Here is a 21,101-nt window from a genome sequence, read left to right as displayed (position 1 = left end):
CCCGCAGCCATGTCGTTTACAAACGTTAATTCCAGCGTCACGCCGGTGCTCGAAGCCGCCGACAGCGCCGCACTGCGCCTGCTCGGTGCCTTGGCCGGGCAAGACCTGACCCTTGGCAGCGCCATGCCGAGCGTTCAGCGCGTTCGCGTGGCCGCCGGCGCCGAGCTGTTCGGTGCCGAGCAGCTTCATCCCTATGTCTATGTGGTGCGCAGCGGCCTGCTGAAACTTCACTATCTGCGCGCCGATGGCCAGGAATGGATCAAGAGCTTCAGCCACGAGGGCATGTTCTTCGGCAGCCTGGCCGCGCTGAGTGCCGGCGGGCGCAGCAGCTTTTCGGTCAGTGCGATCGAGGCCAGCGAGCTGGAGCGGCTGGACTACCGCGAGCTCGAGGCGCTGGCGGCGCGCGAGCCGGCCTGGCTGCTGGCGCTGTACCGGGCGATGCAGCGCTTCGCGGCGCTGAAGGAGCAGCGCGAACTCGAGTTGCTGACGCTGACGCCACCCGAGCGCTACGCCGCCTTTCTGGCCGCCGAGCCGGGCCTGGCCGAGCGTATTCCGCTCAAGGATCTGGCCCGCTTTCTGGGCATCACGCCGGTCAGCCTGAGCCGCATCCGGGCGCGGCGCCGCTAGCTCAGCTGGCGCAGGTCTGGCGCACCGCGCGCTCCCAACCGGCCATCAGCTCGGCGGCGCGATCGCGCGGCAGCGTCGGGTGAAAGACACGCTCGGCCTGCCAGTGCGCGGCCAGCTCATCCGTGCTGGCGTACACGCCGCTGCTCAGGCCCGCCAGATAGGCCGCGCCCAGTGCCGTGGTTTCGGTGACCCGCGGGCGCAGCACCGGGATGCCCAGCAGATCGGCCTGGAACTGCATCAGCAGATTGTTGACACAGGCACCACCATCGACGCGCAGCTCGCTGACCGGCGCGGCGCCGGCAGCCACCGCGTCACGGCTCATCGCCTGCAGCAGCGCGGCACTCTGGAAAGCGATGCTTTCCAGCGCGGCGCGGGCGATGTGGGCGACGGTGGAGCCGCGTGTCAATCCGACGATGGCACCGCGCGCCTCGCCCTGCCAGTAGGGCGCGCCCAGGCCGGTGAAGGCCGGCACGAACATCACGCCGCCGGCATCCGGCACGCTCTCGGCCAAGGCCTGCACCTCGCCCGAGGCCTTGATCGCATGCAGGCCGTCGCGCAACCACTGCACCACGGCGCCGCCGATGAAGACGCTGCCTTCCAGCGCGAAGGCTGGTCGCCCATCGACCTGGGCCGCGCTGGTCGTGATCAGGCCGTTGGCCGATTGCTGGAAGCGCTCACCGGTGTGCATCAGCATGAAGCAGCCGGTGCCGTAGGTGTTCTTGGCCATGCCGGCCTTGAAGCAGGCCTGGCCGAACAGGGCCGCCTGCTGGTCGCCGGCGATGCCGCCGATGGCGACTGGCGCGCCGAGCAGCTCGGGCCGGCTGCGGCCGTAGTCATGCGCCGAGGGGTGAACGCTGGGCAGCAGCTCGCGCGGGATGTCCAACAGCGCCAGCAGTTCCTCGTCCCACTCATTGCGCTGCACATTGAACAGCATGGTGCGCGAGGCATTGCTGACATCGGTGGCGTGCAGCTGGCCGCCGCTCAGCTGCCAGACCAGCCAGCTGTCGATGGTGCCGAAGGCCAGCTCGCCACGCCGGGCGCGCTCGCGGGCACCGGGCAGGTTGTCGAGCAGCCATTTCAGCTTGGTGGCGGAGAAATAGGCGTCGATCACCAGGCCGGTCTTTTGCTGCACCAGCGGGGTCAGGCCTTGCTCGCGCAGCGCCGCGCAGCAGGGCTCGCCGCGGCGGTCCTGCCAGACGATGGCATGGTGCAGCGGCCGGCCGGTCTGGCGCTCCCACAGCACCGTGGTCTCGCGCTGGTTGGTGATGCCTAACGCGTGGATCTGCGCGGCGCTGAGCCCTGCCTGGGCGATGGCCTCGCGGGCGGTGGCCAGCTGGCTCTTCCAGATCTCGTCGGCATCGTGCTCGACCCAGCCCGGCTGGGGGTAGATCTGGCGCAGCTCGCGCTGGGCCATCGCCAGCTGGCGGCCGTCGGCGTCAAAGACGATGCTGCGGCAGCTGGAGGTGCCTTGATCGAGCGCGAGCAGATAAGTCATGGGCGTCATGCTTTAGAGTAGGGCGATGGATCATTTTGACGTACTGATCGTCGGCGGCGGCATCAATGGCGCAGGGATTGCGCGTGATCTGGCCGGACGCGGATTCAAGGTGCTGCTGTGCGAACGCGATGACCTGGCGGCGCATACCTCGTCATCGTCCACCAAGCTGATCCACGGCGGCCTGCGCTATCTGGAGTACTACGAGTTCAGCCTGGTGCGCAAGGCGCTGCAGGAGCGCGAGTTGCTGCTCAGGAGCGCGCCGCACCTCATCTGGCCGCTGCGTTTCGTGATGCCGCATGACGCGGCGATGCGGCCGGCCTGGATGATACGGATTGGCCTTTTTCTCTACGACCATCTGGCCCGGCGCGAGTTCCTGCCCGGCTCGCGCGGCGTGCGTTTGAGCAAGCAGCCGCTGGGCGAGCCACTGCAGCCACGCTTCAAGCGCGGCTTTGTCTATTCCGATGGCTGGGTTGATGATGCGCGGCTGGTCGTGTTGAACGCACTCGACGCCCGCGACCGCGGCGCCGAGATTCTGACCCGCAGCCCCTGCACGCGGCTGCAGCGCGAGGCCGATGGCTGGCTGGCGACGCTGGCCACGGCGGGCGGTGAGCGGCAGGTGCGCGCGCGGGCGCTGGTCAATGCCGCCGGGCCCTGGGCCGAGCAGCTGCTGCGCGAAGTGGCGCGGCCGCTGGCCGGCGAGCAGCTGGCCAAGCGACATCTGCGCCTGGTCAAGGGCAGCCATATCGTCGTGCGGCAGCGCTTCCAGCATGACCATGCCTATCTGTTCCAGAACCCCGATGGCCGCATCATCTTTGCCATCCCCTATGAAGGCGCGTTCACACTGATCGGCACCACCGATGTCGAGCTGCCGCCCGAGCAGGCGCTGGCCGATCGCGCCGAGATCGATGGCGCCGAGATCGACTATTTGTGCGAGCAGGCCAGCCGCTATTTGAAGGCGCCGCTCACACCGGCCGACGTGGTCTGGAGCTACGCCGGCGTGCGCCCGCTGCTGGACGATGAATCCGGCAATGCATCGGCGGTGACGCGTGACTACCTGCTGGAGACGCATGCCGATGGCGCGCCGCTGATGACCGTCTGGGGCGGCAAGATCACCACCTTCCGCAAGCTGGCCGAGGAGGCCGCTGACCAGATCGCCCAGCTGCTTGGCGATCCCCGCCCGGCCTGGACCCGCGAGGCCCGCCTGCCCGGCGGCGATCTGAGCCTGTGGATCGGCCCGGCGCAACGCCCCGATCAGGACTTCGAGCGCCTGGTGCTGGCGTTGCTGCGCCGCCATCCCTATCTGCCGCCAGCGCTGGCGCGGCGCCTGGCGCGCGCCTATGGCTCGCGGGTCTCGCGGGTGCTGGGGGCGGCCAAGAGCGTGCGCGATCTTGGCCTGGAGATCGCGCCGGGTCTGTTCGAGATCGAGCTGCGCTATCTGCAGCGCGAGGAATGGGCGCTGACGGCCGACGATGTGCTGTGGCGGCGCTCCAAGCTGGGCCTGCATTACAGCGAGGCGCAGCGCCAGGCGGTGGCGGACTGGCTGGCTTGTGCTGTGGCTGAAGCCCCTCAAAAGTCGGCTTGAGGTCAAGCTGGCGTCAGCCGCGGTGCCCAGACTGGGGCTCAGTTTGACTGTAGTGAGCCGCCATGTCTGCCCAGGATCTGTACCGCCAGAAGCTCGTCAGCGCCGCCGAGGCGCTGAGCCATCTCCGCGACGGCGACACCATTGTTGTGCCGACGGGCGTTGGTGAGCCGCCCGAGCTGCTGGGGGCCTTGTCCGAGCAGCGCCGCCGCTTTCAGGACGTCAAGGTCTGCCAGATCCTGCCGGTGCGCAAGTTCGGCTACTTCGATCCCGAGACGAGCGCGCATGTGCGCCACCTGGCCTATTTCTATGGCGCCGCCTCGCGAGCTGGCGGCCAGGCCGGCTGGATCGACTTCATTCCCAGCTACTTCTCGGAGATGCCACAGCTGATCGAACGCGGCCTGATGGCTGCCGATGTGGTGTTTGCGATCGCCTCGCCGATGGATGCCCATGGCTATTTCTCGCTCAGCCTGGGGGCGGACTACACGATGGCAGCGATCGCCCGCGCCCGCGTGGTGGTGCTGGAGGTCAACCCGAACGTGCCCTTTGCCTTTGGCAACTGCCATGTGCATATCTCGCAGCTGGCAGCTGTGGTCGAGAGCGAGGCGCCGCTGACCGAGGTGGGCCTGCCCAAGATCGGCCCGGTGCAGGAGGCCATCGGCAAGTATGTGGCCGACATGATCGAGGACGGTTCGACGCTACAGATTGGCTACGGCGGCATTCCCGACGCGGTGGTGATGCAGCTGACCGCCAAGCGCGATCTGGGCGTGCACACCGAGATGATCGGCGACGGCATCCTGAGCCTGGTCGAGGCCGGCGTCGTCACCAATGCGCGCAAGAACTACCTGCCGGGCAAGATGGTCGCCACCTTTGCGCTGGGCTCGCAAAAGCTCTACCGGATGCTGGATCGCAACCCGGGCCTGGAGATCCACCCGGTCGATTTCACCAACGATCCCTATCTGGCCGGGCAGAACGACAAGCTCGTTGCCATCAACGCCACGCTGCAGATCGATCTGCTGGGCCAATGCGGCTCGGAAAGCCTGGGGCCCGTGCCTTACTCGGGCACCGGCGGCCAGGTCGACTTTGTGCGCGCGGCCAACCGCTCGCGTGGCGGCAAGGCCTTCATCGTGCTGCCCTCGACGGCCAAGGACGACAGCATCTCGCGCATCGTGCCGACGCTCTCGCCCGGTACCCACCAGACCACCGGCAAGAACGACATCAACTATGTGGTTAGCGAATACGGCGTGGCGCAACTGCGCGGCAAATCGGCCAAGCAGCGCGCGGCCGAGATGATTGCCATCGCTCACCCGGACTTCCGTGGCGAATTGCGCGAGGCGGCGCGGCGCCTGCATCTGCTCTGAATCCCGGCTCTATTTCGCTTGATGCCGGTCAAGGACAGGCTCACACTGGGCTGCCATCGTGATGCTTTGATGACAGCCCAGGAGAGCGCCCATGCCCGCAGCCAAATCCACCGCCCCGCGCCGCAGCAAGATCGCTGCGGCGCCGCGCCAGGCCGCGGTGAAGCCGGCGCCGAAGGCCGCGCCACGCGCCCGCCGGGCGCGCAGCGGTGACACGGCAGGCAGCGTCGACGCCGACCGGATCGCTCGCCACGTGGTCCGTGAGGCGGTCGACAAGGCCCAGGCACGCGAGCTTGAAGCGCTGAAGGACATTGTCGCCAGCGGCGGCCCGGAGGCGCTGGCCAGCTCGGTCAGGGCCGTCGTGGCCGGTGCCTCGGCCGACGATGCGCAGGCCCTGCGCCAGGCGCTGCTGGCCGAGCTGGCCCATCCCGGCAGCACGGGCGTCGACCCGGACGAAGAGTTGTCGCCGAGCTGGCGCCGTGGCGGCTACCCCTACAAGAATCTGCTGTCGCGCAAGAGCTATGAGCGGCAGAAGTACCGGCTGCAGGTCGAGCTGCTGAAGCTGCAGGCCTGGGTCAAGTCGACCGGAGCCAAGGTGGTGATCCTGTTCGAGGGGCGTGACGCCGCCGGCAAGGGTGGCACGATCAAGCGCTTCATGGAGCATCTGAATCCTCGCGGCGCGCGCGTCGTGGCGCTGGAGAAGCCCAGCGATGTCGAGCGCGGCCAGTGGTATTTCCAGCGCTATGTGCAGCATCTGCCTACGGCCGGCGAGATCGTGATGTTCGATCGCAGCTGGTACAACCGCGCCGGCGTTGAGCGGGTGATGGGTTTTTGCAGCAACGACGAGTACAACGAGTTCATGCGCCAGGCGCCGGAGTTCGAACGCAATCTGGTGCGCTCCGGCGTCCATGTGATCAAGTTCTGGTTCTCGGTCAGCCGCGCCGAGCAGCGGCGCCGCTTCAAGGAACGGCGGGCCCATCCGCTGAAGCAGTGGAAGCTCTCGCCGATTGATCTGGCCTCGCTGGACAAATGGGACAGCTATACCAAGGCCAAGGAAGCGATGTTCTTTCATACCGATATCGCCGAGGCGCCCTGGACGGTGGTGAAGTCCGACTGCAAGAAGCGCGCGCGGCTCAATGCGATGCGCTATGTATTGCACCAGCTGCCCTACACCAACAAGGATCTGGACAAGATCGGCGCGCTCGATCCCTTGCTGGTGGGCCGCGCCAATGTGGTCTATGAACGCGGCGAGGGCCATGGCCCGGCGGCGGCCGAGGCTGGCGCTGGCGCCTGAAAGCTCAATGCCCGTGCAGATCGGCGTGAATGCGCCGGTTGCCGCGCCAGACCGCCCACAGCACCGCCGGAATCAGCGCGCCGGCCAGCAGCTCGGGATTGAGCGGCAGCCCTGCTGATTTCAGGGCCTTGCCACCGTAGAGCAAGAGGCTGATCACGTAGTAGGAGATGGCGGCGATTGACAGCCCTTCCACCGTGCTCTGCAGCTTCAGCTGCAAGGACTGACCCCGGGTCAGCTGCGCCAGCAACTGCTGGTTCTGCGTTTCGGTGGCGATGTCGACGCGGGTGCGCAGCAGGGCGCTGGCCCGTTCGGTGCGGGCCGACAGCGAGGCCAGGCGCTGCGCGCTGGCCGCCACCGTCGCAATGGCAGGCGAGAGCCGGCGCTGCATGAATTCGCCCAGCGTCTGCGTGCCAGGAATCGGCTTTTCGCGCAGCTCCAGGATGCGCTGGCGCACCAGCGCCGCATAGGCCTCGGTGGCCGAGAAGCGGTAGACATGCTGGGCGGTCGCCCGTTCGACGCGCGCCGCAATGGCGATCAGCGCGTCAAGCAGTTGCTGCTCGGATTGGGTCTTGGCGATCAGATCGTCGGTCACCCGCACCAGCGCCGCCTCGGCCTCGCCCAGCATCGGCGCCAGCGCCTTGGCCACCGGCAGGCCGCGCAATGCCATCAGCCGGTAGGTCTCCAGCTCCAGCAGACGCTGCGAGATGCGGCCGGCCCGTGTCTCGCTGGTGCCCGGTTGGGCCAGCACCAGCATCCGCTCAAAGCCGCTGGGGCGCAGGCGGAAGTCGGTCACCACCATCGAATGCCCGCCGCCCATCAGCGAGGCCAGCACCGGAGGGCCACCCAGCCAGCGCGTCGCCAGCGCCAGCGCCGCGGGCGCGTCGGCCAGATCCTGCTCCAGCAGCGTCAGGCTGATGGCGGCCATCGTGCGGCCGGGAATGGCGGCCAGCCAGGCCGGGTCGACCTTGAGCGCATGCAAGAGATCGGGATCTTCGGCACCGAGCAGGGCCTCGGGCGGCAGCGGCTGGACGATGGAATAGCGGGTGAACTCGCTGTGCCGCTCCCATTTGACCGTGTGGCCGGCGCCGCGCAGGCGCAGGAAGTTGCCGCGCAGATCGGCGGCGTCCAGCTGCTGCTGCCCCGGCAGCCGGCGCAGGTGTTCGCATTCCTGCTCGCGGCTGATGCCCTCATTGAGCACCGCCACATAGACGATGAAGGCCGGCAAGCGTATGCGTGCCGAAGGGCGCGCATGTACCTCGTTATGCAGGAGGCTGCGCTCGGCGTCGTCGGGCGGCAGGGCGGCGCGTTGATGGGTCAGGTCGGAGCCGGGATCCATGGTCATCGTGAAACACCTGCGATGGCTGTGCCGCGCCTGAGTATGGGCGGGCTGTATGACAGCAGGCTTCGCAAACGCTCAATGGATGCATCGCCATGGCGGCAGGCAGTCGAAAGTCATCTGTGCCAGCGGTCGCCGTGACCGCGGTCATGCTGAGCTGATTGCGAGAATCATGGAATCGAGTTTGGCCCGTATCCATCGGCTATCTGGTCGATTGGCCGGAATTTCTTCGGGCAGCTTGAACATCGCTCGAAACTGCATTTCATGCGCTGCTTTTGCCTGCTTGTCGCTTGCCGCATGAAGGTCGTGATTGCAGCGCCCAGACTGTCAGCATGCAATGGACGCAGTTGCTCATCACGGTGAAGAGCTTTCGGAGCCGTCCTTGCCGAGGAGGCCCTATGCTCATCTCTTCACGCTATACGACTCGTCGCACCATTGGCTTGGCGCTTACCCTTGCCGCCGCGCTGTCGGGCCACGGACTGGCCCAAGCCCGCGTGGCCGAACCGGAATCCCTGTCGTGCCGATCCGCCGGCATGACACGCATCCTTGCCAAGGCATCGGCAGGCGACTATCAGCTAGACAATGGGCAAACACTGAAGTTGAAGGCCCAGGGCTGCCAGCTGCTGGCCAGTCTTGATGATCGCCCTGAGGTGCTGCTGCATGAATACAAGGCAGGCCAATGGCGGAGTCAGGATGGCCGCATTGATCTGAGTGTCGATGCCGGGCACGGCAGCTTTGTCAGCGGGGTCAAGCTGGGCCTGGCCAAGCTGAGCCGCTGAGCTTGCGCGCTGCTGCTCTCAGCGGTGGGCGAAAACAAGCAGCCGGTTGTTGGCGGGCATCTCGACCTGTTCGCGCAGTTGCAGACCGGCCGCCTCGGCCTCTCGGCTCACCTCATCGAGCGAACGCAAGCCCCAGGCCGGGTTGCGCAGGCGCAGATCGGCGTCGAAGGCCAGATTGCTGGGCGCTGTGGCAAGACCTGGCACCAGATAGGGCCCATAGGTGAGCAGCAGACCCGCAGGTGCGAGGTGGCGGGCCGCCCCCCGCATCAAGCTGGCGCAGCAGCTCCAAGGTGCGATATGCAACATATTGGCGCAGAACAGCAGATCGATGGGATGGTCTAGCGGCCAGTCGGTCTGCATGACGTCCAGCGTCAGCGGCGCCAGCAGCCGGCCGGACAAATCCTGTGCTTGCTGGCGGCGCGCCTCAACCGAGGCACGGGCGCTCGCGTCGGTATCGCTGGGCTGCCAGGTCCAGCCGGGCAGGCCGGCGCAGAAGTGCAGCGCATGCTGGCCGCTGCCGCTGGCGATTTCCAACGCCAGCCCTTGCGCGGGCAGCAGGCGCTGCAGCTGTTCGAGGATGGGGCCCTTGTTGCGATCGGAGGCGGGGGAGTGCAGCAGTGTCATGCCACCAGTCTACGCGTCACGATCTCGGCTTGTGCTCGCTGCGCCAGCTCATGAATTTGTCCACCGGCATCGGCCGGCCGAGCAGATAGCCTTGCACCACGTCGCAGCCGGCACGGCGCAGCGCGTCCAGCTCGCCCTCGCGTTCAATGCCCTCGGCGGTGACGCTCAGGCCCAGGCTGTGGCCGAGGCGGACGATGGTCTCGAGCAGCTCATAGCTGCGCGGCTCGAGGTCGACATTGCTGACGAAGCTGCGATCGATCTTCAGCTCATCGACCGGCAGGCGCTGTAGATAGGCCAGCGAGGAATGGCCGGTGCCGAAATCGTCGATGGCCAGGCGCACGCCCAGGGTGCGCAGGCCTTGCAGCAAGGCGACCGGGTCCTGGTCGCTGTCCATCAGCCCGCTCTCGGTGAGTTCCAGCGTCAGGCGTTGCGGCTCGACATGGCTGGCCCAGAGCAGATCGCGCAAATGATCGAAGAGCTCGCGATCATGCAGATCGTGGGTGGAGATATTGACGGCGATGCTCAGCGTGCCGAGCGGGCATTCGGCCATCAGCCGCAAGGCCTCGGCCAGCATCCAGCGGGTCAGCTGGCTGATGCGGCCGGTGCGCTCGGCGAAGGGAATGAATTCCACCGGCGGTACCAGGCCCCGCTCGGGATGAACCCAGCGAATCAGCGCTTCGCAGCCGACCAGTTCGCCGCTCCTCAGGCAGAGCTTGGGTTGCAGATAGGCACGTAACTCGTTCTCCTGCATGGCCTGTTGCAGCTGCGAGGCCAGGGTCAGGTCTTGCTGGCGCGCGACTTCGGTCATGGCGCTGAAGACGCGCAGGCCGGTTTTCTGGCGCTTGGCGTCGTAGAGCGCCTGTTCGGCCAGGCGTAGCAGCGCTTCACCCTGCTTGCCATGCTCCGGCGCCAGCGCCACGCCACAGGAGATTGACAAGTCCAGCGTCTGGCCCATCCAGCTGGTTGGGCGTTCGACATGCAGTCGGAGTTCCTCGGCCAGGGTGCGTGCAGCAGCGGCATCGCGCACCGGTGCCAGTGCCGCAAAGGTGCCGCCGGCCAGGCGACCGAGGGCGACCGTCGGTCCGAGGTGTTCGGCCAGCCGCTCCGCAGCCAACCTGATCACAGCATCGCCAGCGTCAAAGCCAATCAAGGCATTGATGGTTTTCAGGCGGTCAAGGTCCAGGCAGAGCAATGCGGCCATGCCCTTTTTGCCCAGGTGTTGGTGCAGCGACTCGTTGGCCTCGACGATGAAGCGCGCGCGCTGGGCCAGACCGGTCATTGCATCGGTATTGGCCAGATGCATGATGCGCTGCTCGCGCTCGCTGACCGCCTCGGCCAGGCCGTTCAGCGTGCCGGCCAGTCGGGCCACCTCGTCGCCGCCATGCAGAGGGGCGCGGGCGTTGTAGTCGCCCTCGGCCATGCGCCGTGCGGCGGCCTCGGTCTCGCCCAGCGGAATGGTGATGCTGCGCCGTACCGACAAGGCCACTAGGCCGCCGAGCAAGGCGGCCGCACCGCACAGGCCGAGCAGCATCCAGCGGTCCTGCTGGATGTCTCGCTGCAGCCGTTTGGCCTGGCCTTCCATCTCGGCCTGCTGCACCTGCAAAAGCCGCTCGGCCGCGCTGCTGAGCATGCCCAGCGTCAGCTCGGTCTCCTGGGCCATCATCTCGCGGGCGGCTTGAACGTCCTCGGCCTCGATCAGATCCACCGTGCTGTCGTAGGCGCGTCGGAAGATGGCCAGCGAGCCCTCGAGCTCGCGCAGCGAGGCGTTGGCCTGGCCGCCCGGCAGCCGCGCGGCCAGCATTTTCATGCCCTCATCGATCTTGCGATTGCTGCTGTCGACGGCGGCATAGGCCTCGACGCGCTGCGGTCGCGGCGCGCTGATCAGCACCAGCAGCTTGCGCGCGGCATCGTTGGCATGCAGATTGATTTCGCCGGCCAGGCGCAGCAGCAGCAGCCGCTGGCTGGACAGCTGTTCAAAGGCCTGGGAGAGCTGCTCCAGCCGAGCCAGCATCGCGAGGGCGGGCACGACCAGCAGCAGAATCAGCGCGGCAGAGCTGAGCACCAGGCGCGTGCCGATGCGCAAGCGCAGCAAGATGCGCGTGAGCGGCAGAAAAGGCATGGCGATGGCGCGCAGAGGACAGTGGCAACAGATGCTTATCGGCCGGCAGCCGCGGAACTTGCGGGCTTTTTCGCCACCCAGGCTCTGCCCGGGCGGGTTTCAGCCGGGCTGCTTGGCCGCCGCGGCCTCGCGCAGCTTGTCCTTCTTGCTCTTGCGCCTGCCCTTGACGCCGCCGGTGGCCTGCGCCTCGCTGGCGAGCTGCTTGGGTTCAAAGCCGGCGATCTGTTCGCGTGGCACGCGCTGCTGCTGGCGCTTCTCGATCAGGCGGAAATGGGCCTCACTGTCGGCGCTGATGAAGCTGATCGCCAGGCCGCTGGCGCCGGCACGGCCGGTGCGGCCGATGCGGTGGGTGTAGTCCGCGGTCGAGCGCGGCAGGTCGTAGTTGACGACCACCGGCAGGCCGGCGATGTCGATGCCGCGGGCGGCCAGGTCGGTGGCCACCAGCACCCGCGCCTCGCCGGCCTTGAAGGCCGCCAGCACCGCCGAGCGCGTGCCCTGGCTCAGCTCGCCATGAAGCGACACCGCCGTCAGCCCGGCCCGCACCAGCTTGTGCGCGACCAGCTCGGTGGCGTACTTCGTGGCCACGAAGACCAGCACCTGCGGCCAGTCGTGTTCGACGATCAGCGCGCGCAGCAGCTGGGTGCGCTGCGACGCATCGACAGAGATCGCGCGCTGCCGGATGTCGGGTGGCGGGGCGTCAGCAATGCGAATCTGCCTGGCCTTGGGCAACAGGGCCTCGGCCAACTGCTGTACCGCCGGCGGGAAGGTGGCCGAGAACAGCAGCTGCTGGCGTTGGGGCGGCAGCAGCGCGATGACGCGTGCGAGTTCATCGGCAAAGCCAAGATCCAGCAGGCGATCGGCTTCGTCCAGCACCAGGCAGTCGAGCTGGCCCAGTTGCAGCGCATTGTGCTCGACCAGATCGAGCAGGCGCCCCGGTGTGGCGACGATCACTTCGGCGCCACCGCGCAAGCCCATCATCTGCGGGTTGATCGATACGCCGCCAAACAGCACCGCCACCCGGGGTGGCAGGGCCAGCGTGCCGGCCAGCGCGCGCAGCACCGCGCCGGTCTGCTGGGCCAGTTCGCGGGTGGGCACCAGCACCAGGGCCTGGCTGCGCCGCGGCGTGCCCGAACGCCAGGGCTGCAGCCGCTGCAGCAGCGGCAGCGCAAAGGCCAGCGTCTTGCCCGAGCCGGTCTGTGCCTGGGCCAGCAGGTCCTCACCGGCGAGGATGGCGGGAATGGCCTCGGCCTGCACCGGCGTGGGCTGCTGATGACCCAGCGTGGCAAGGGCGCGCAGCAGCGCGGGGCTCAGACCGAGGGAGGCAAAAGGCATGGAAATCCAGACGCGCTGCGGCAGCAGCAAAGCGCGATTGTCGCAAACGTGCCCGGCGCGCGTTCGCCTAGCGCGCTGTCCGCTGCTGCTGGGCCTGAACGCCATGCCATGATGCGCCATGCTTGATTCCCTGCTGCCGCAATGCTGAGCGGTGTCTTTTTTGCCCTGGCCGCCGGCCTGATGTGGGGCCTGGTATTCGTCGCGCCGCAGATGCTGCCCGACTATCCGGCTGCCTTGTTGGCCGTTGGCCGCTATCTCGCCTTTGGCCTGATTGCCCTGCCGCTGGCCTGGATGGACCGCAGCGGGCTGCGCGCGCTGCGTGCCGGCGATTGGCTGGAGGCGCTGAAGCTGACAGCCATTGGCAACTTCCTCTACTACCTCTGCCTGGCCGCGGCCATTCAGCGCGCTGGTGGACCGCTGCCGACTGTCATCATCGGCACGCTGCCGGTGGTGATTGCCATCAGCGCCAATCTGCTCGACCACCGCCGCGATGGCCGGCTGCCCTGGCTGCGGCTGCTCCCGCCCTTGCTGCTGATCGCGCTGGGCATCGCCTGTGTCAACCATGTCGAGCTGCGTGCCCTGGGCCAGGCGGCAGCGAGTCTCGACGCCTATCTGCAGGGCGCGGCGCTGGCCCTGGTGGCGCTGGGCTGCTGGACCTGGTATCCGCTGCGCAATGCCGACTGGCTGCGCGCCCATGCCGATCGGCCACCCCGCGTCTGGGCCACGGCACAGGGCCTGGTCACGCTGCCAGCGGCGCTGTGCGGGCTGGGGCTGCTGTGGCTGCTGCAGCACAGCGGCCTCGCGCTGCTGGGTACGGGCTTTGATTTCCCGCTGGGTGCGCGGCCGGTGTCCTTCATCGGATTGATGCTGGCGGTCGGCCTGTTTGCGTCCTGGCTGGGCACCTTGTGCTGGAACGAGGCCAGCCAGCGTCTGCCCACGGCCCTGGTCGGCCAGCTGATTGTGTTCGAGACGCTGTCTGCCCTGGCCTATGCCTTTGTCTGGCGCGGCCAGCGGCCCGAGCCGCTGACCTTGGCCGGCATTGCCGCCCTGGTGCTGGGCGTGATGCTGGCGCTGCGGGTGCGGCCTGAGCGCAACGCCGACTGAATCTCAGTGGCGCCTAGACGCTACAGTGGCAGTTCAGGATCGCCTGCGGTCTGCCGGGCGTGCTTGGAAGGGAGAGACAGAATGAGAAAAGCAAAGAACAGCAGCGGTCGCCAGCAGACTCGGCGACTTGGCTGCGCGGCGCTGCTGCTGGCCTTGGTCGCTTGCGGCGGTGGTGGCGGCAGCCCGGGTAACTCGGTGTTTGGTGACGGTGGCGTCAGTACCGGCACTGGCAGCAGCAATAACAACAACCCGGGCACCAGCACGCTGCCCAGCAGCGCGTCGCTGGCCCAGCAGTGCGCGCCTGCCAACAGCTATGCGGCGGCGAGCCAGCGCACCGGCAGCCTGTCGATTGAGAAACAGTGGTTGCGCTCCTATTTCGACGAGGCCTATCTGTGGCGCGATCAGGTGCCCAGTGTCAACGCCAACGCGAGCGACTTCAACGGCAGCGATGTCTATGTGGCGCTGAGAAACTACTTCGACGCGCTGAAGACGCCTCAGCTGACCGAGTCCGGCGCTCACCGCGACAAGTTCAGCTTCATCTATCCGACTGAGGCCTGGAATCTGTTGTCGCAACAAGGCGTTGATCTTGGCTATGGGCTGGATTGGTCGCTGCAGTCGGGCAATGGCACGCGCACCGTGCGCATCGCCTATCTCGAACCCAGCGGCATCGCGGCCGATGCAGGGCTGCGCCGCGGCGATGAGCTCAGCAGTGTTGATGGCATCAGCGCCAATGCCAACGATCAGGGCAGCATCGACAAGCTCAATGCCGCGCTGTTCCCAGCGACGTCCGGGGAACGGCACCGCTTTGTCTTTGTGCGGCCTGGTGTGGGCGAATTCAGCGTCGAGTTGTCCAGTGCACAGCTCAGCAAGCAGCCGGTCTTGTCGCAGCAGGTCATCAACACCGCCGATGGGCAGCGTGTCGGCCATATCGTCTTCAACGACCATATCGCGCCAGCCGAGGCGCAGCTGATCGCGGCCATCAACAGCTTCAAACAGCAGGCGGTATCTGACCTGGTGCTGGATCTGCGCTACAACGGTGGTGGCTACCTCTTCATTGCCAGTGAGCTGGCCTATATGGTGGCCGGGCCGACTCAGACCAATGGCCAGCTCTTCGAGCAGTTGCGCTACAACGACCGACGTACGGCGGACAACAGCAGCGCTTCCTCGCGCACGCCGTTTTACAGCGAATCCTGCCTGCTCGGCGCCGGCGGCTGCAGCGCTCCGCAACCCTTGCCGACACTGGGCCTGAAGCGCGTTTTCGTGCTGGCGCAGTCGGGCACCTGCTCGGCCAGCGAGTCCATCATCAACGGCCTGCGCGGCGTCGGTGTGCAAGTCATCTTGATCGGCGGCCAGACCTGCGGCAAGCCCTATGGCTTCACGGCCAAGGACAACTGCGGCATCTCCTACTTCCCGATTGAATTCGTCGGCACCAATGCCAAGGGCTTTGGCGACTATGCCGATGGCTTCGTGCCCGGCGGCAACGGCGTGGCCGGCGTGCCGGGCTGCCAGGTGGCTGATGACTTCAACCACGCGCTGGGCGATACGCAGGAGGCCATGCTGGCGGCGGCGCTGAGCTACCGCAGCAGCGGGCAGTGCCCGGCTGGCAGCGTGATGACGATGCGGCCCCAATCGGCGCGACCGCTGCTGAGCCTGCTGCAGCGGCCGCCGCAGCGCAGCAACCGGATCTACCGGGCGCGCTGATCAGAGCTTGGGAATCTTGATGCGGCTGACCATCAGCGAGCCGGAGGTGGCAAAGGCCAGCGCCAGCGGATGGAAGAAGAAGCCGCCCAGCTCCAGCTTGCCCAGCCACATCTGCTCACCGATCGCACCCTGTGCGGCGGCGATCCAGAGCATCACGACCAGCACCAGCGAGGTCGGGATGGGCGTGCCTTCGAAGTACTTGACCTTGCCGTCCTCGCCGGAAAGTGCCTCGGCGGTGATGTTGAAGCGGGCCAGCCGCGAGACGCCGCAGGCGACGAAGAAGACCAGCACGATGCGGTCGTATAGACCCTGCATGCCGCAGCCGTAGGCGATCACCGCCGGCGCCACGCCGAAGGAGATCACATCGGCCAGCGAATCCAACTCGCGGCCGAGGCTGGAGCTTTGCTGGCGCCAGCGGGCAATGCGGCCGTCAAGCACATCAAAGACCAGGGCGGCCGGGATCAGCGCGCAGGCGTAGTAGAGGTGCACCACATCCTTCAGCTGCAGATAGGTCATCACCGCAAACAGTGCGCCCATGCCGCAGAAGGCATTGGCCAGCGTGAACCAGTCCGCCAGGTGGAACTCGCGGATCATCGAGAAGGGCTTGGGTCGAGTCATGGCGCAAGCATAAAGCAGCCGACGGGACGCTCAGCGGGGCTTGGCGTCATCCGGCGTCGCCTCGGCAGGCTGGTCCAGTCCCCAGAGCCGCATCCAGGCCTTGCGGCCCAGGTGCAGGGCCAGCAGCGTGGGCGGCATGCGCAGCCAGTGTGAACGCAGGTAGAGGGCCAGCCGGGCCGCCTGCACGCCGATGGTGTTGCAGCTGCTGTGCACCGGCGCCAGCGCGCGTTCGTAGCAGGCGTCCATCAGTGTCAGCGTCAAGCGACCAGGGCCATGGGCGGCCATTGTGGCCATCAGCGTGATCGGCCAATGCCGGCCCAGCAGCCGCTCGGTATAGCGCAGCGCATAGAACAGCGGCAGCACCAGGCCAAGTTGCTGCGCGCGGGGCAGCAGTTCATCCCAGAAGCCCGGTCGCTGGCCAAACAGCTGCAGCATGGCGTCAAGGTCGAAGAGATCGCGCAGGCCGTTGTCGAACTCGCCCTCATGGAACAGGTGGGTGGCGCTGTGCAAGAGCATGTCGATGTCGCCGAGCGTGCTGACGCCGGGGAACTCTGCCAGCGGCTGAAGCTGCTCGAACAGCGCGGCGGTGTTGACGCGCAGCCTGGCGGTGCCGGGCAGGATGGCGTGGTGCACATCGATCGAGGTGCCGCGCCGGATGTGCGTCAGCGGGGGGATCTCGTGCATCCAGCGGCGGTAGTAGCGCTGGTTGTAGGCATCCAGTTCCTGCGGCTGCCAGCCGGCGATCAACAGGGCACTCTCGACCTCGTCGATGTACGCGCGCGGCACCAGGATGTCGACATCGGTGAAGATGCGCGACTGCGCATGCGGCAGTTCGCGCAGCAGATAGGCGGCGCCCTTGAGCACGGCCAGCTGCGGGCTGCGCCCCTGCAGCGCCTGACGGATGCACTCGACTTCCCAGCGGATGGCAATGCGCTGGCGTGTGACCAGTTTGGACGCTGCGTCAAGGTGTGGGCGTGCCGGCGGCGGTGCGCTATCAATCAGCCCTTCACGCTGCAGCCGCAGGTTCAGCTCGGCCAGCAGATTGGCCGCACGGGCCTGGCGGATCAGCAAGTCCCACTCGACGGCGCTGAGGCGCTCGCACAGCGAGGGCTCGCGCAGGCAACGCAGCAGCAGGTTGTCCGTGGCTCTCATGCGCCGGCCTCCGTGGCCAGGGCGTCGATGGCGGCGATGCCTTCATCGAGCCGGCTGTATTCAAAGCGATAGCAGTCGGCGCCGGCGCAGAGGTCCGTCAGCGCATCGAAACCGCGGCGGCCGTGGATGTCGTAGTTGAAGGACTGCTCGGCCATCAGCATCATCGATTCGGCGCGGTCCATGCGCAGCAGCGCCGTTGCCGCGCCAGCCTGGTAGGCGGGCAGTACCACCCAGCGCGGGCGGGCCGGCTCCTTGCGGCGGGCCACGGCTTCGGCCGGCGCGCGCAGCAAGGCCACCGTACCCTTGGCGGTGTCGGGAATCTCCTCGGAGAACACGGCGGCGGGTTCGAAGGCGCGGATCACGCCAATCGAGGCGTTCTTCAAGTTGACGGGCCGGGCCATGCCATGGACCAGGCCGCTGGCCATATCAAACAGCGCCAGCTCGTCGGACAGCAGCCGCCAGCCACGCAGCATCAGGGCGGCGCACAAGGTGCTCTTGCCCGAGCCCGGCGGCGCCGGCAGCACGATGGCCATGCCGCCGCGCTCCAGCACGGCGGCATGGATGACCAGGAATTGATGGGCGTGCGAGGCCACGCACCAGTTCAGGCCCCACTCGACCATGGTCAGCGCGTGGTCGGCCGGCAGCGGCAGAAAGGCCGGCTTGCCGTCGTAGATGAAGCGGGCCTGTGGTCGCAGCCAGCGGCGCAGCAGGCCTTCGAGGCGAATCTCGATATGAAAGTCGGCGAAGCTGTCGGGCGGCAGCAGCGGGAATTCCGCGTACATCAGCGCCAGCTCGCGAGTCAGCCGCGGCACCCGGCTGCGCAGGCGGGTGACGAAGGGATGGATGTCGATCAGCAGCTCACCGTCGGCGAGCCGCTGGGCGAACTCGCGCGGCGAAAGGGCTGAAACCTTCAAGGTGAATGGCAGTCCAGCAGGCCCAGCGACCGCAGATGGTGCAGCCTCTCGTTCAGCAGGGCGGGCAGGTCTGCTTCTTGTTCAGGGGCGTCGAGCATAGCCCGAACTTCGGCCAGCAAATCGGCTTCCGGGCGCGCGCCGTCCAGCAAGAGCTGGGTCAGCTCGTAGTCGAGCAGGCTGAGCAGGTGGGTGTCGCCACTGGCGCTGTCAAAGGCCAGTGCGCAATGGTCGCCATCCAGGTAGCGCAGCGCGAAGCGGGGGGAGGCGCATGAGCGCCAGTGCGGCGCGCTGGCTGCCGAGGCCGTGGTCACGGCTTAGGGAACGACAGCGCCTTCGGTCGGACGGACGATCCAGTTGTTGAACAGGTAGTTGACGATGTCCGTCTGCGTCCAGGGCGTACCGCTCAGATTCGGCGGCGAGTAGCTGCCACCCAGCATCAGGCGCAGCTGATCGGTGCCACCGCTCTTCAGGCAGCTGGCGACGTTGGCGATCAGCTTGGCATTCAGCCAGGCGGTGACGATGTACTTCTGGAACTGGGTGCCGTTGTTCAGCACCGTCCAGACGTAGTTCGTTGACGACAGGCCGGCGGGGATGCTGGCGCCGCTGAACAGCGTGCCGATGGTGTAGCTCTTGACGTAAGCCGGCACCACGCCACCGCTCTTGCAGTCGGTACGCGTCGAAAACAACACGCCCCAGGGCGGCGTGCCGGATACGGCGGTACGGATGGTGTTGCTTTGCCAGTTGGCGATCGTCCAGGTCTCGTCGGTCAGCTGGGTCAGCTTGTTGCGATTGGTCGTGCTGGCCACCGGGTTGATCTGGGCCGAACCCCAGGCCGAAGTGGTGTTGCAATGCCAGGCGCGGACCGGGCGGCTGGCCAGGGTCAGGCCGGCGGGCACGGTCGAGGCGCCAATCTTCAGGAAGCGGCGGCGCCGCGCCACAGCGACAGCTTGAGCGTCGACGCCCTGCACGGACGCCTGCTCGGCGTCCTGCTGCTCTTGAGGTTGTGTGCGATCGTTCATGGAAAAGCTTTCGTTGCGCGGGGCGAGGACAGGCTGAGCCAGCGGCGGCCAGCATGCGGGAATGCTAGCGGCAGCCTGCCAAGGCTGCTGAGCAGTGTTTCACACAATGGGCAAGCGGCAAAGCGCTGGTCCCCCCCTGAACGGGTGGCGTCAGGAAAGGTCTGCGCCAGCGCGCCGCTGATCGGCCGGATTTGCGCTCCGTGCCGGCCGGGCGGCAGTCTGTCGGCGCCAGCTGGCTGGCCGGTGCCCGGCCTGGGCACACTGCGGCCCAACGCTTCAGGAGTGCCTCGTGACCAAGACCTTCATCGCCGCCCTGCTTCTCTCTGGCCTGGCCTTGTCCGCCGCCGCCGCCGCCGCCGCCGCCGACCGCGACGGTGATTGGAATCTGCGCATCAAGCAGGAGGGCAAGGGCCTGACCATCCATTGGGGCGGCACGCACCACTATGGTGATCACAACAGCAAGCTGAAGGGTTCGGGTGTGTTGGTCGACAAGGTGCGCGCCGTGGCTGTCTTCAGCCGGGTGCGGGTCGACGGCCCGATCGACGTGCGCATGAGCCAGGCTGCTGCCGATGAATTGCGGGTGCAGGCCGATGACAATATCGAGCCGCTGATCGAAACGCGGGTCGAGGGCGATACCTTGGTGGTGGGCCTGAAGCCCCATTCCGGCTTCGACTGCCGCAACGAGCCCCGCGTCAATATTGCCTTCAAGGCGCTGCAGTCGCTGCAGATGAAGGGGTCCGGCGATGTGCGTCTGGACCGCCTGAAGGCGGACAGCTTCAATCTGAACATCACCGGTTCTGGCGATCTGCATATGGGTTTGGTGGAGCTGCGTGAACTCAATGCCAGCCTCAGTGGCTCTGGCGATCTCGAAGTGGCGGGCCGGGCCGATGCGCAGAACTGGTCGCTCAGCGGCAGCGGTGATGTCAGCGCCCGGGCGCTGAGCGGCAAGACGGTCAAGGCCCATCTGTCCGGCAGCGGCGATATGGATTTGGGCGTCAGCGAGCAGCTCGACGCCAAGCTCAGCGGCAGCGGTGACCTCAGCTACGCGGGCCGACCCAAGGTCAGCAAGAGCGTCACCGGATCGGGTGAGCTGAACGGCTACTGAGCACTGCGTTCCAGGCCTGGCCGTTGTCAGCGCGCCGCGAGGCGCGTGCTGCACAATGGTCAGCAGCAGTCACCCGGTGTCGTCTCCATGCCCCAGCGATTCACATCTCGGTTCGGTTTTGTGTTTGCGTTGGTCTGTTTGCTTGCGACCTGGCTGGGGCCGAGCCTGCCGGCATTGGCGGCCGAGCGCATCAGCGTGCCGCTGGAAGACCTGCCGCCCTATTCGAGCCCGGACGCCCAAGGTCAGCCGCAGGGCTATGCGGTTGAACTGGCGCGCGAGTTGCTGCGCCGCGCCGGCCTGGAGGGCGACTACGCCTTCGAGTCCTGGCCGCGGGTCATGCGGGCCGGGCAGAGCCGACCCAACGTGCTGCTGCCGGCCATCGTGCGGCTGCCGCAGCGTGAACACCAGTTCCACTGGTTGGGGACAACCACGCTGCGCCAGGGCACGCTGTACCGCTTGAAATCACGACCGGAGGTGGCGCCCCGCGATATCGAGGGGCTCAAGGCCTACCGGATTGCGGTCGTCAAGGACGATGTCGCAGAACAGGAGTTGCTGGATCTGGGCCTGAAGCTTGGCGTGCAGATCGACCGCAGTGCCGATGTGGCCTCGGTGCTGCGCAAGTTCTTGGCTGGTCGTGACGACTTGGTGGCCATCAATCCGCAGTTCGTCGCGCGGCTGTTTCAGCAGCACGGCTTGGATGCCGAGCTGATTGAGCCGGTGCTCTCTTATCCGGCCAGCGCACGCCCCTCGATCGCCGTGAGCCTGGCCACCGCGCCGGCGCTGCGTCAGCAGCTGCAGCAGGCCTGGGACAGCATGCGCCGCGACGGCACGGTGGCGGCGCTGGCACGCCGGCATGGCGTACCTGCACCTGATTGACGAGCTCGGCAAACGGCGCGCCGGCTGCTCGGGTTTTCCTGGCGGGGTGTCTCGCCGTTGATGCCAGCC

19 protein-coding genes are annotated in these 21,101 nt (G+C 67.1%); 9 read left to right on the top strand and 10 right to left on the bottom strand.

Going from position 1 to position 21,101, the window contains the following annotated elements:
- The first annotated feature begins 9 nt into the window (after positions 1–9).
- Complete coding sequence (locus RQP53_RS12800) at positions 10–627, top strand: Crp/Fnr family transcriptional regulator (RefSeq protein ID WP_315650702.1); 618 nt, start codon at positions 10–12, stop codon at positions 625–627.
- Between the two features lies 1 nt (position 628).
- Here RQP53_RS12800 and glpK read toward each other — a convergent pair whose 3' ends face one another.
- A complete protein-coding gene (glpK, locus tag RQP53_RS12795) occupies positions 629–2,122 on the bottom strand; it encodes a glycerol kinase GlpK (RefSeq protein WP_315650701.1) in 1,494 nt (497 codons plus the stop codon).
- Positions 2,123–2,147: 25 nt separating this feature from the next.
- Between glpK and glpD the strand changes: the two genes are divergently transcribed.
- From glpD to ppk2, 3 genes are all read left to right on the top strand, one after another.
- Entirely contained in the window at positions 2,148–3,704 is a 1,557-nt protein-coding gene (glpD, locus tag RQP53_RS12790; protein WP_315650700.1) for a glycerol-3-phosphate dehydrogenase, read from the top strand.
- Between the two features lie 62 nt (positions 3,705–3,766).
- Positions 3,767–5,062, top strand: a complete 1,296-nt coding sequence (locus tag RQP53_RS12785) for an acetyl-CoA hydrolase/transferase family protein (RefSeq protein WP_315650699.1) — start codon at positions 3,767–3,769, stop codon at positions 5,060–5,062.
- 91 nt (positions 5,063–5,153) lie between these two features.
- Positions 5,154–6,353 (top strand): polyphosphate kinase 2, encoded by a 1,200-nt coding sequence (gene ppk2 / locus RQP53_RS12780; protein WP_315650698.1) that lies wholly within the window; start codon positions 5,154–5,156, stop codon positions 6,351–6,353.
- A 4-nt stretch (positions 6,354–6,357) separates the two neighbouring features.
- Here the strand turns inward: ppk2 and RQP53_RS12775 are convergent, their stop codons facing one another.
- Complete coding sequence (locus RQP53_RS12775) at positions 6,358–7,695, bottom strand: DUF3422 family protein (RefSeq protein ID WP_315650697.1); 1,338 nt, start codon at positions 7,693–7,695, stop codon at positions 6,358–6,360.
- A gap of 326 nt (positions 7,696–8,021) precedes the next feature.
- Here RQP53_RS12775 and RQP53_RS12770 point away from each other — a divergent pair, with 326 nt between their 5' ends.
- A complete protein-coding gene (locus RQP53_RS12770; RefSeq protein WP_315650696.1) occupies positions 8,022–8,468 on the top strand; it encodes a hypothetical protein in 447 nt (148 codons plus the stop codon).
- An 18-nt stretch (positions 8,469–8,486) separates the two neighbouring features.
- Here RQP53_RS12770 and RQP53_RS12765 read toward each other — a convergent pair whose 3' ends face one another.
- The 3 genes from RQP53_RS12765 to RQP53_RS12755 all read right to left on the bottom strand — a co-directional run bounded on the left by RQP53_RS12765 (position 8,487) and on the right by RQP53_RS12755 (position 12,543).
- Positions 8,487–9,092 (bottom strand): DUF938 domain-containing protein, encoded by a 606-nt coding sequence (locus tag RQP53_RS12765; RefSeq protein ID WP_315650695.1) that lies wholly within the window; start codon positions 9,090–9,092, stop codon positions 8,487–8,489.
- A 16-nt stretch (positions 9,093–9,108) separates the two neighbouring features.
- The gene (locus RQP53_RS12760; RefSeq protein WP_315650694.1) at positions 9,109–11,211 is read right to left on the bottom strand and encodes a putative bifunctional diguanylate cyclase/phosphodiesterase; all 2,103 of its coding nucleotides are present in this window, start codon (positions 11,209–11,211) and stop codon (positions 9,109–9,111) included.
- 99 nt (positions 11,212–11,310) lie between these two features.
- Entirely contained in the window at positions 11,311–12,543 is a 1,233-nt protein-coding gene (locus RQP53_RS12755; RefSeq protein ID WP_315650693.1) for a DEAD/DEAH box helicase, read from the bottom strand.
- Between the two features lie 141 nt (positions 12,544–12,684).
- Here RQP53_RS12755 and RQP53_RS12750 point away from each other — a divergent pair, with 141 nt between their 5' ends.
- Both RQP53_RS12750 and RQP53_RS12745 read left to right on the top strand, forming a co-directional pair.
- Positions 12,685–13,647 carry a DMT family transporter gene (locus RQP53_RS12750; RefSeq protein WP_315650692.1) on the top strand — a complete coding sequence of 321 codons (963 nt, stop codon included), beginning with the start codon at positions 12,685–12,687 and terminating at the stop codon, positions 13,645–13,647.
- Positions 13,648–13,728: 81 nt separating this feature from the next.
- Entirely contained in the window at positions 13,729–15,348 is a 1,620-nt protein-coding gene (locus RQP53_RS12745; RefSeq protein ID WP_315650691.1) for a S41 family peptidase, read from the top strand.
- On the opposite strand, the gene pssA is transcribed toward RQP53_RS12745, so the two are convergent.
- Genes pssA through RQP53_RS12720 form a run of 5 tightly spaced genes read right to left on the bottom strand, consistent with a single transcriptional unit; the run spans position 15,349 to position 19,051 of the window.
- Positions 15,349–15,966: a CDP-diacylglycerol--serine O-phosphatidyltransferase gene (gene pssA, locus RQP53_RS12740; RefSeq protein WP_315650689.1), complete on the bottom strand. Its 618-nt coding sequence runs from the start codon at positions 15,964–15,966 to the stop codon at positions 15,349–15,351.
- Between the two features lie 30 nt (positions 15,967–15,996).
- Positions 15,997–17,118, bottom strand: coding sequence for a nucleotidyltransferase domain-containing protein (locus RQP53_RS12735; protein WP_315650688.1), 1,122 nt, complete (start codon positions 17,116–17,118; stop codon positions 15,997–15,999).
- Positions 17,115–18,032 carry an HprK-related kinase A gene (locus RQP53_RS12730; RefSeq protein ID WP_315650687.1) on the bottom strand — a complete coding sequence of 306 codons (918 nt, stop codon included), beginning with the start codon at positions 18,030–18,032 and terminating at the stop codon, positions 17,115–17,117. The genes RQP53_RS12735 and RQP53_RS12730 overlap by 4 nt, the downstream gene beginning before the upstream one ends.
- Entirely contained in the window at positions 18,029–18,343 is a 315-nt protein-coding gene (locus RQP53_RS12725) for an HPr-rel-A system PqqD family peptide chaperone (RefSeq protein WP_315650686.1), read from the bottom strand. Before RQP53_RS12725 ends, RQP53_RS12730 begins: the two co-directional genes overlap by 4 nt.
- Positions 18,344–18,346: 3 nt before the next feature.
- Complete coding sequence (locus tag RQP53_RS12720; protein WP_315650685.1) at positions 18,347–19,051, bottom strand: hypothetical protein; 705 nt, start codon at positions 19,049–19,051, stop codon at positions 18,347–18,349.
- A 289-nt stretch (positions 19,052–19,340) separates the two neighbouring features.
- Here RQP53_RS12720 and RQP53_RS12715 point away from each other — a divergent pair, with 289 nt between their 5' ends.
- Both RQP53_RS12715 and RQP53_RS12710 read left to right on the top strand, forming a co-directional pair.
- Positions 19,341–20,156 (top strand): head GIN domain-containing protein, encoded by an 816-nt coding sequence (locus tag RQP53_RS12715; RefSeq protein WP_315650684.1) that lies wholly within the window; start codon positions 19,341–19,343, stop codon positions 20,154–20,156.
- A gap of 138 nt (positions 20,157–20,294) precedes the next feature.
- Positions 20,295–21,032 (top strand): substrate-binding periplasmic protein, encoded by a 738-nt coding sequence (locus RQP53_RS12710; protein ID WP_315650683.1) that lies wholly within the window; start codon positions 20,295–20,297, stop codon positions 21,030–21,032.
- Positions 21,033–21,101: the final 69 nt, after the last annotated feature.

Source organism: Roseateles aquae (genome assembly GCF_032337115.1).
In the GTDB taxonomy this organism is placed as follows: domain Bacteria; phylum Pseudomonadota; class Gammaproteobacteria; order Burkholderiales; family Burkholderiaceae_C; genus Roseateles_C; species Roseateles_C aquae.
The sequence above is the reverse complement of the archived record's forward strand: the minus strand, read 5'-3'. Positions and strand labels throughout refer to the sequence as shown.

What these genes read in the sequence shown, in the direction of transcription:
- glpK (WP_315650701.1), bottom strand. Translation starts at nt 2,122, where the DNA reads ATGACTTATCTGCTCGCGCTCGATCAAGGCACCTCCAGCTGCCGCAGC.
- RQP53_RS12770 (WP_315650696.1), top strand. Translation starts at nt 8,022, where the DNA reads ATGCAATGGACGCAGTTGCTCATCACGGTGAAGAGCTTTCGGAGCCGT.
- RQP53_RS12735 (WP_315650688.1), bottom strand. Translation starts at nt 17,118, where the DNA reads ATGAGAGCCACGGACAACCTGCTGCTGCGTTGCCTGCGCGAGCCCTCG.
- pssA (WP_315650689.1), bottom strand. Translation starts at nt 15,966, where the DNA reads ATGACTCGACCCAAGCCCTTCTCGATGATCCGCGAGTTCCACCTGGCG.
- RQP53_RS12760 (WP_315650694.1), bottom strand. Translation starts at nt 11,211, where the DNA reads ATGCCTTTTCTGCCGCTCACGCGCATCTTGCTGCGCTTGCGCATCGGC.
- RQP53_RS12750 (WP_315650692.1), top strand. Translation starts at nt 12,685, where the DNA reads ATGCTGAGCGGTGTCTTTTTTGCCCTGGCCGCCGGCCTGATGTGGGGC.
- glpD (WP_315650700.1), top strand. Translation starts at nt 2,148, where the DNA reads ATGGATCATTTTGACGTACTGATCGTCGGCGGCGGCATCAATGGCGCA.
- RQP53_RS12755 (WP_315650693.1), bottom strand. Translation starts at nt 12,543, where the DNA reads ATGCCTTTTGCCTCCCTCGGTCTGAGCCCCGCGCTGCTGCGCGCCCTT.
- RQP53_RS12765 (WP_315650695.1), bottom strand. Translation starts at nt 9,092, where the DNA reads ATGACACTGCTGCACTCCCCCGCCTCCGATCGCAACAAGGGCCCCATC.
- RQP53_RS12745 (WP_315650691.1), top strand. Translation starts at nt 13,729, where the DNA reads ATGAGAAAAGCAAAGAACAGCAGCGGTCGCCAGCAGACTCGGCGACTT.
- RQP53_RS12720 (WP_315650685.1), bottom strand. Translation starts at nt 19,051, where the DNA reads ATGAACGATCGCACACAACCTCAAGAGCAGCAGGACGCCGAGCAGGCG.
- RQP53_RS12785 (WP_315650699.1), top strand. Translation starts at nt 3,767, where the DNA reads ATGTCTGCCCAGGATCTGTACCGCCAGAAGCTCGTCAGCGCCGCCGAG.
- RQP53_RS12775 (WP_315650697.1), bottom strand. Translation starts at nt 7,695, where the DNA reads ATGACCATGGATCCCGGCTCCGACCTGACCCATCAACGCGCCGCCCTG.
- RQP53_RS12800 (WP_315650702.1), top strand. Translation starts at nt 10, where the DNA reads ATGTCGTTTACAAACGTTAATTCCAGCGTCACGCCGGTGCTCGAAGCC.
- ppk2 (WP_315650698.1), top strand. Translation starts at nt 5,154, where the DNA reads ATGCCCGCAGCCAAATCCACCGCCCCGCGCCGCAGCAAGATCGCTGCG.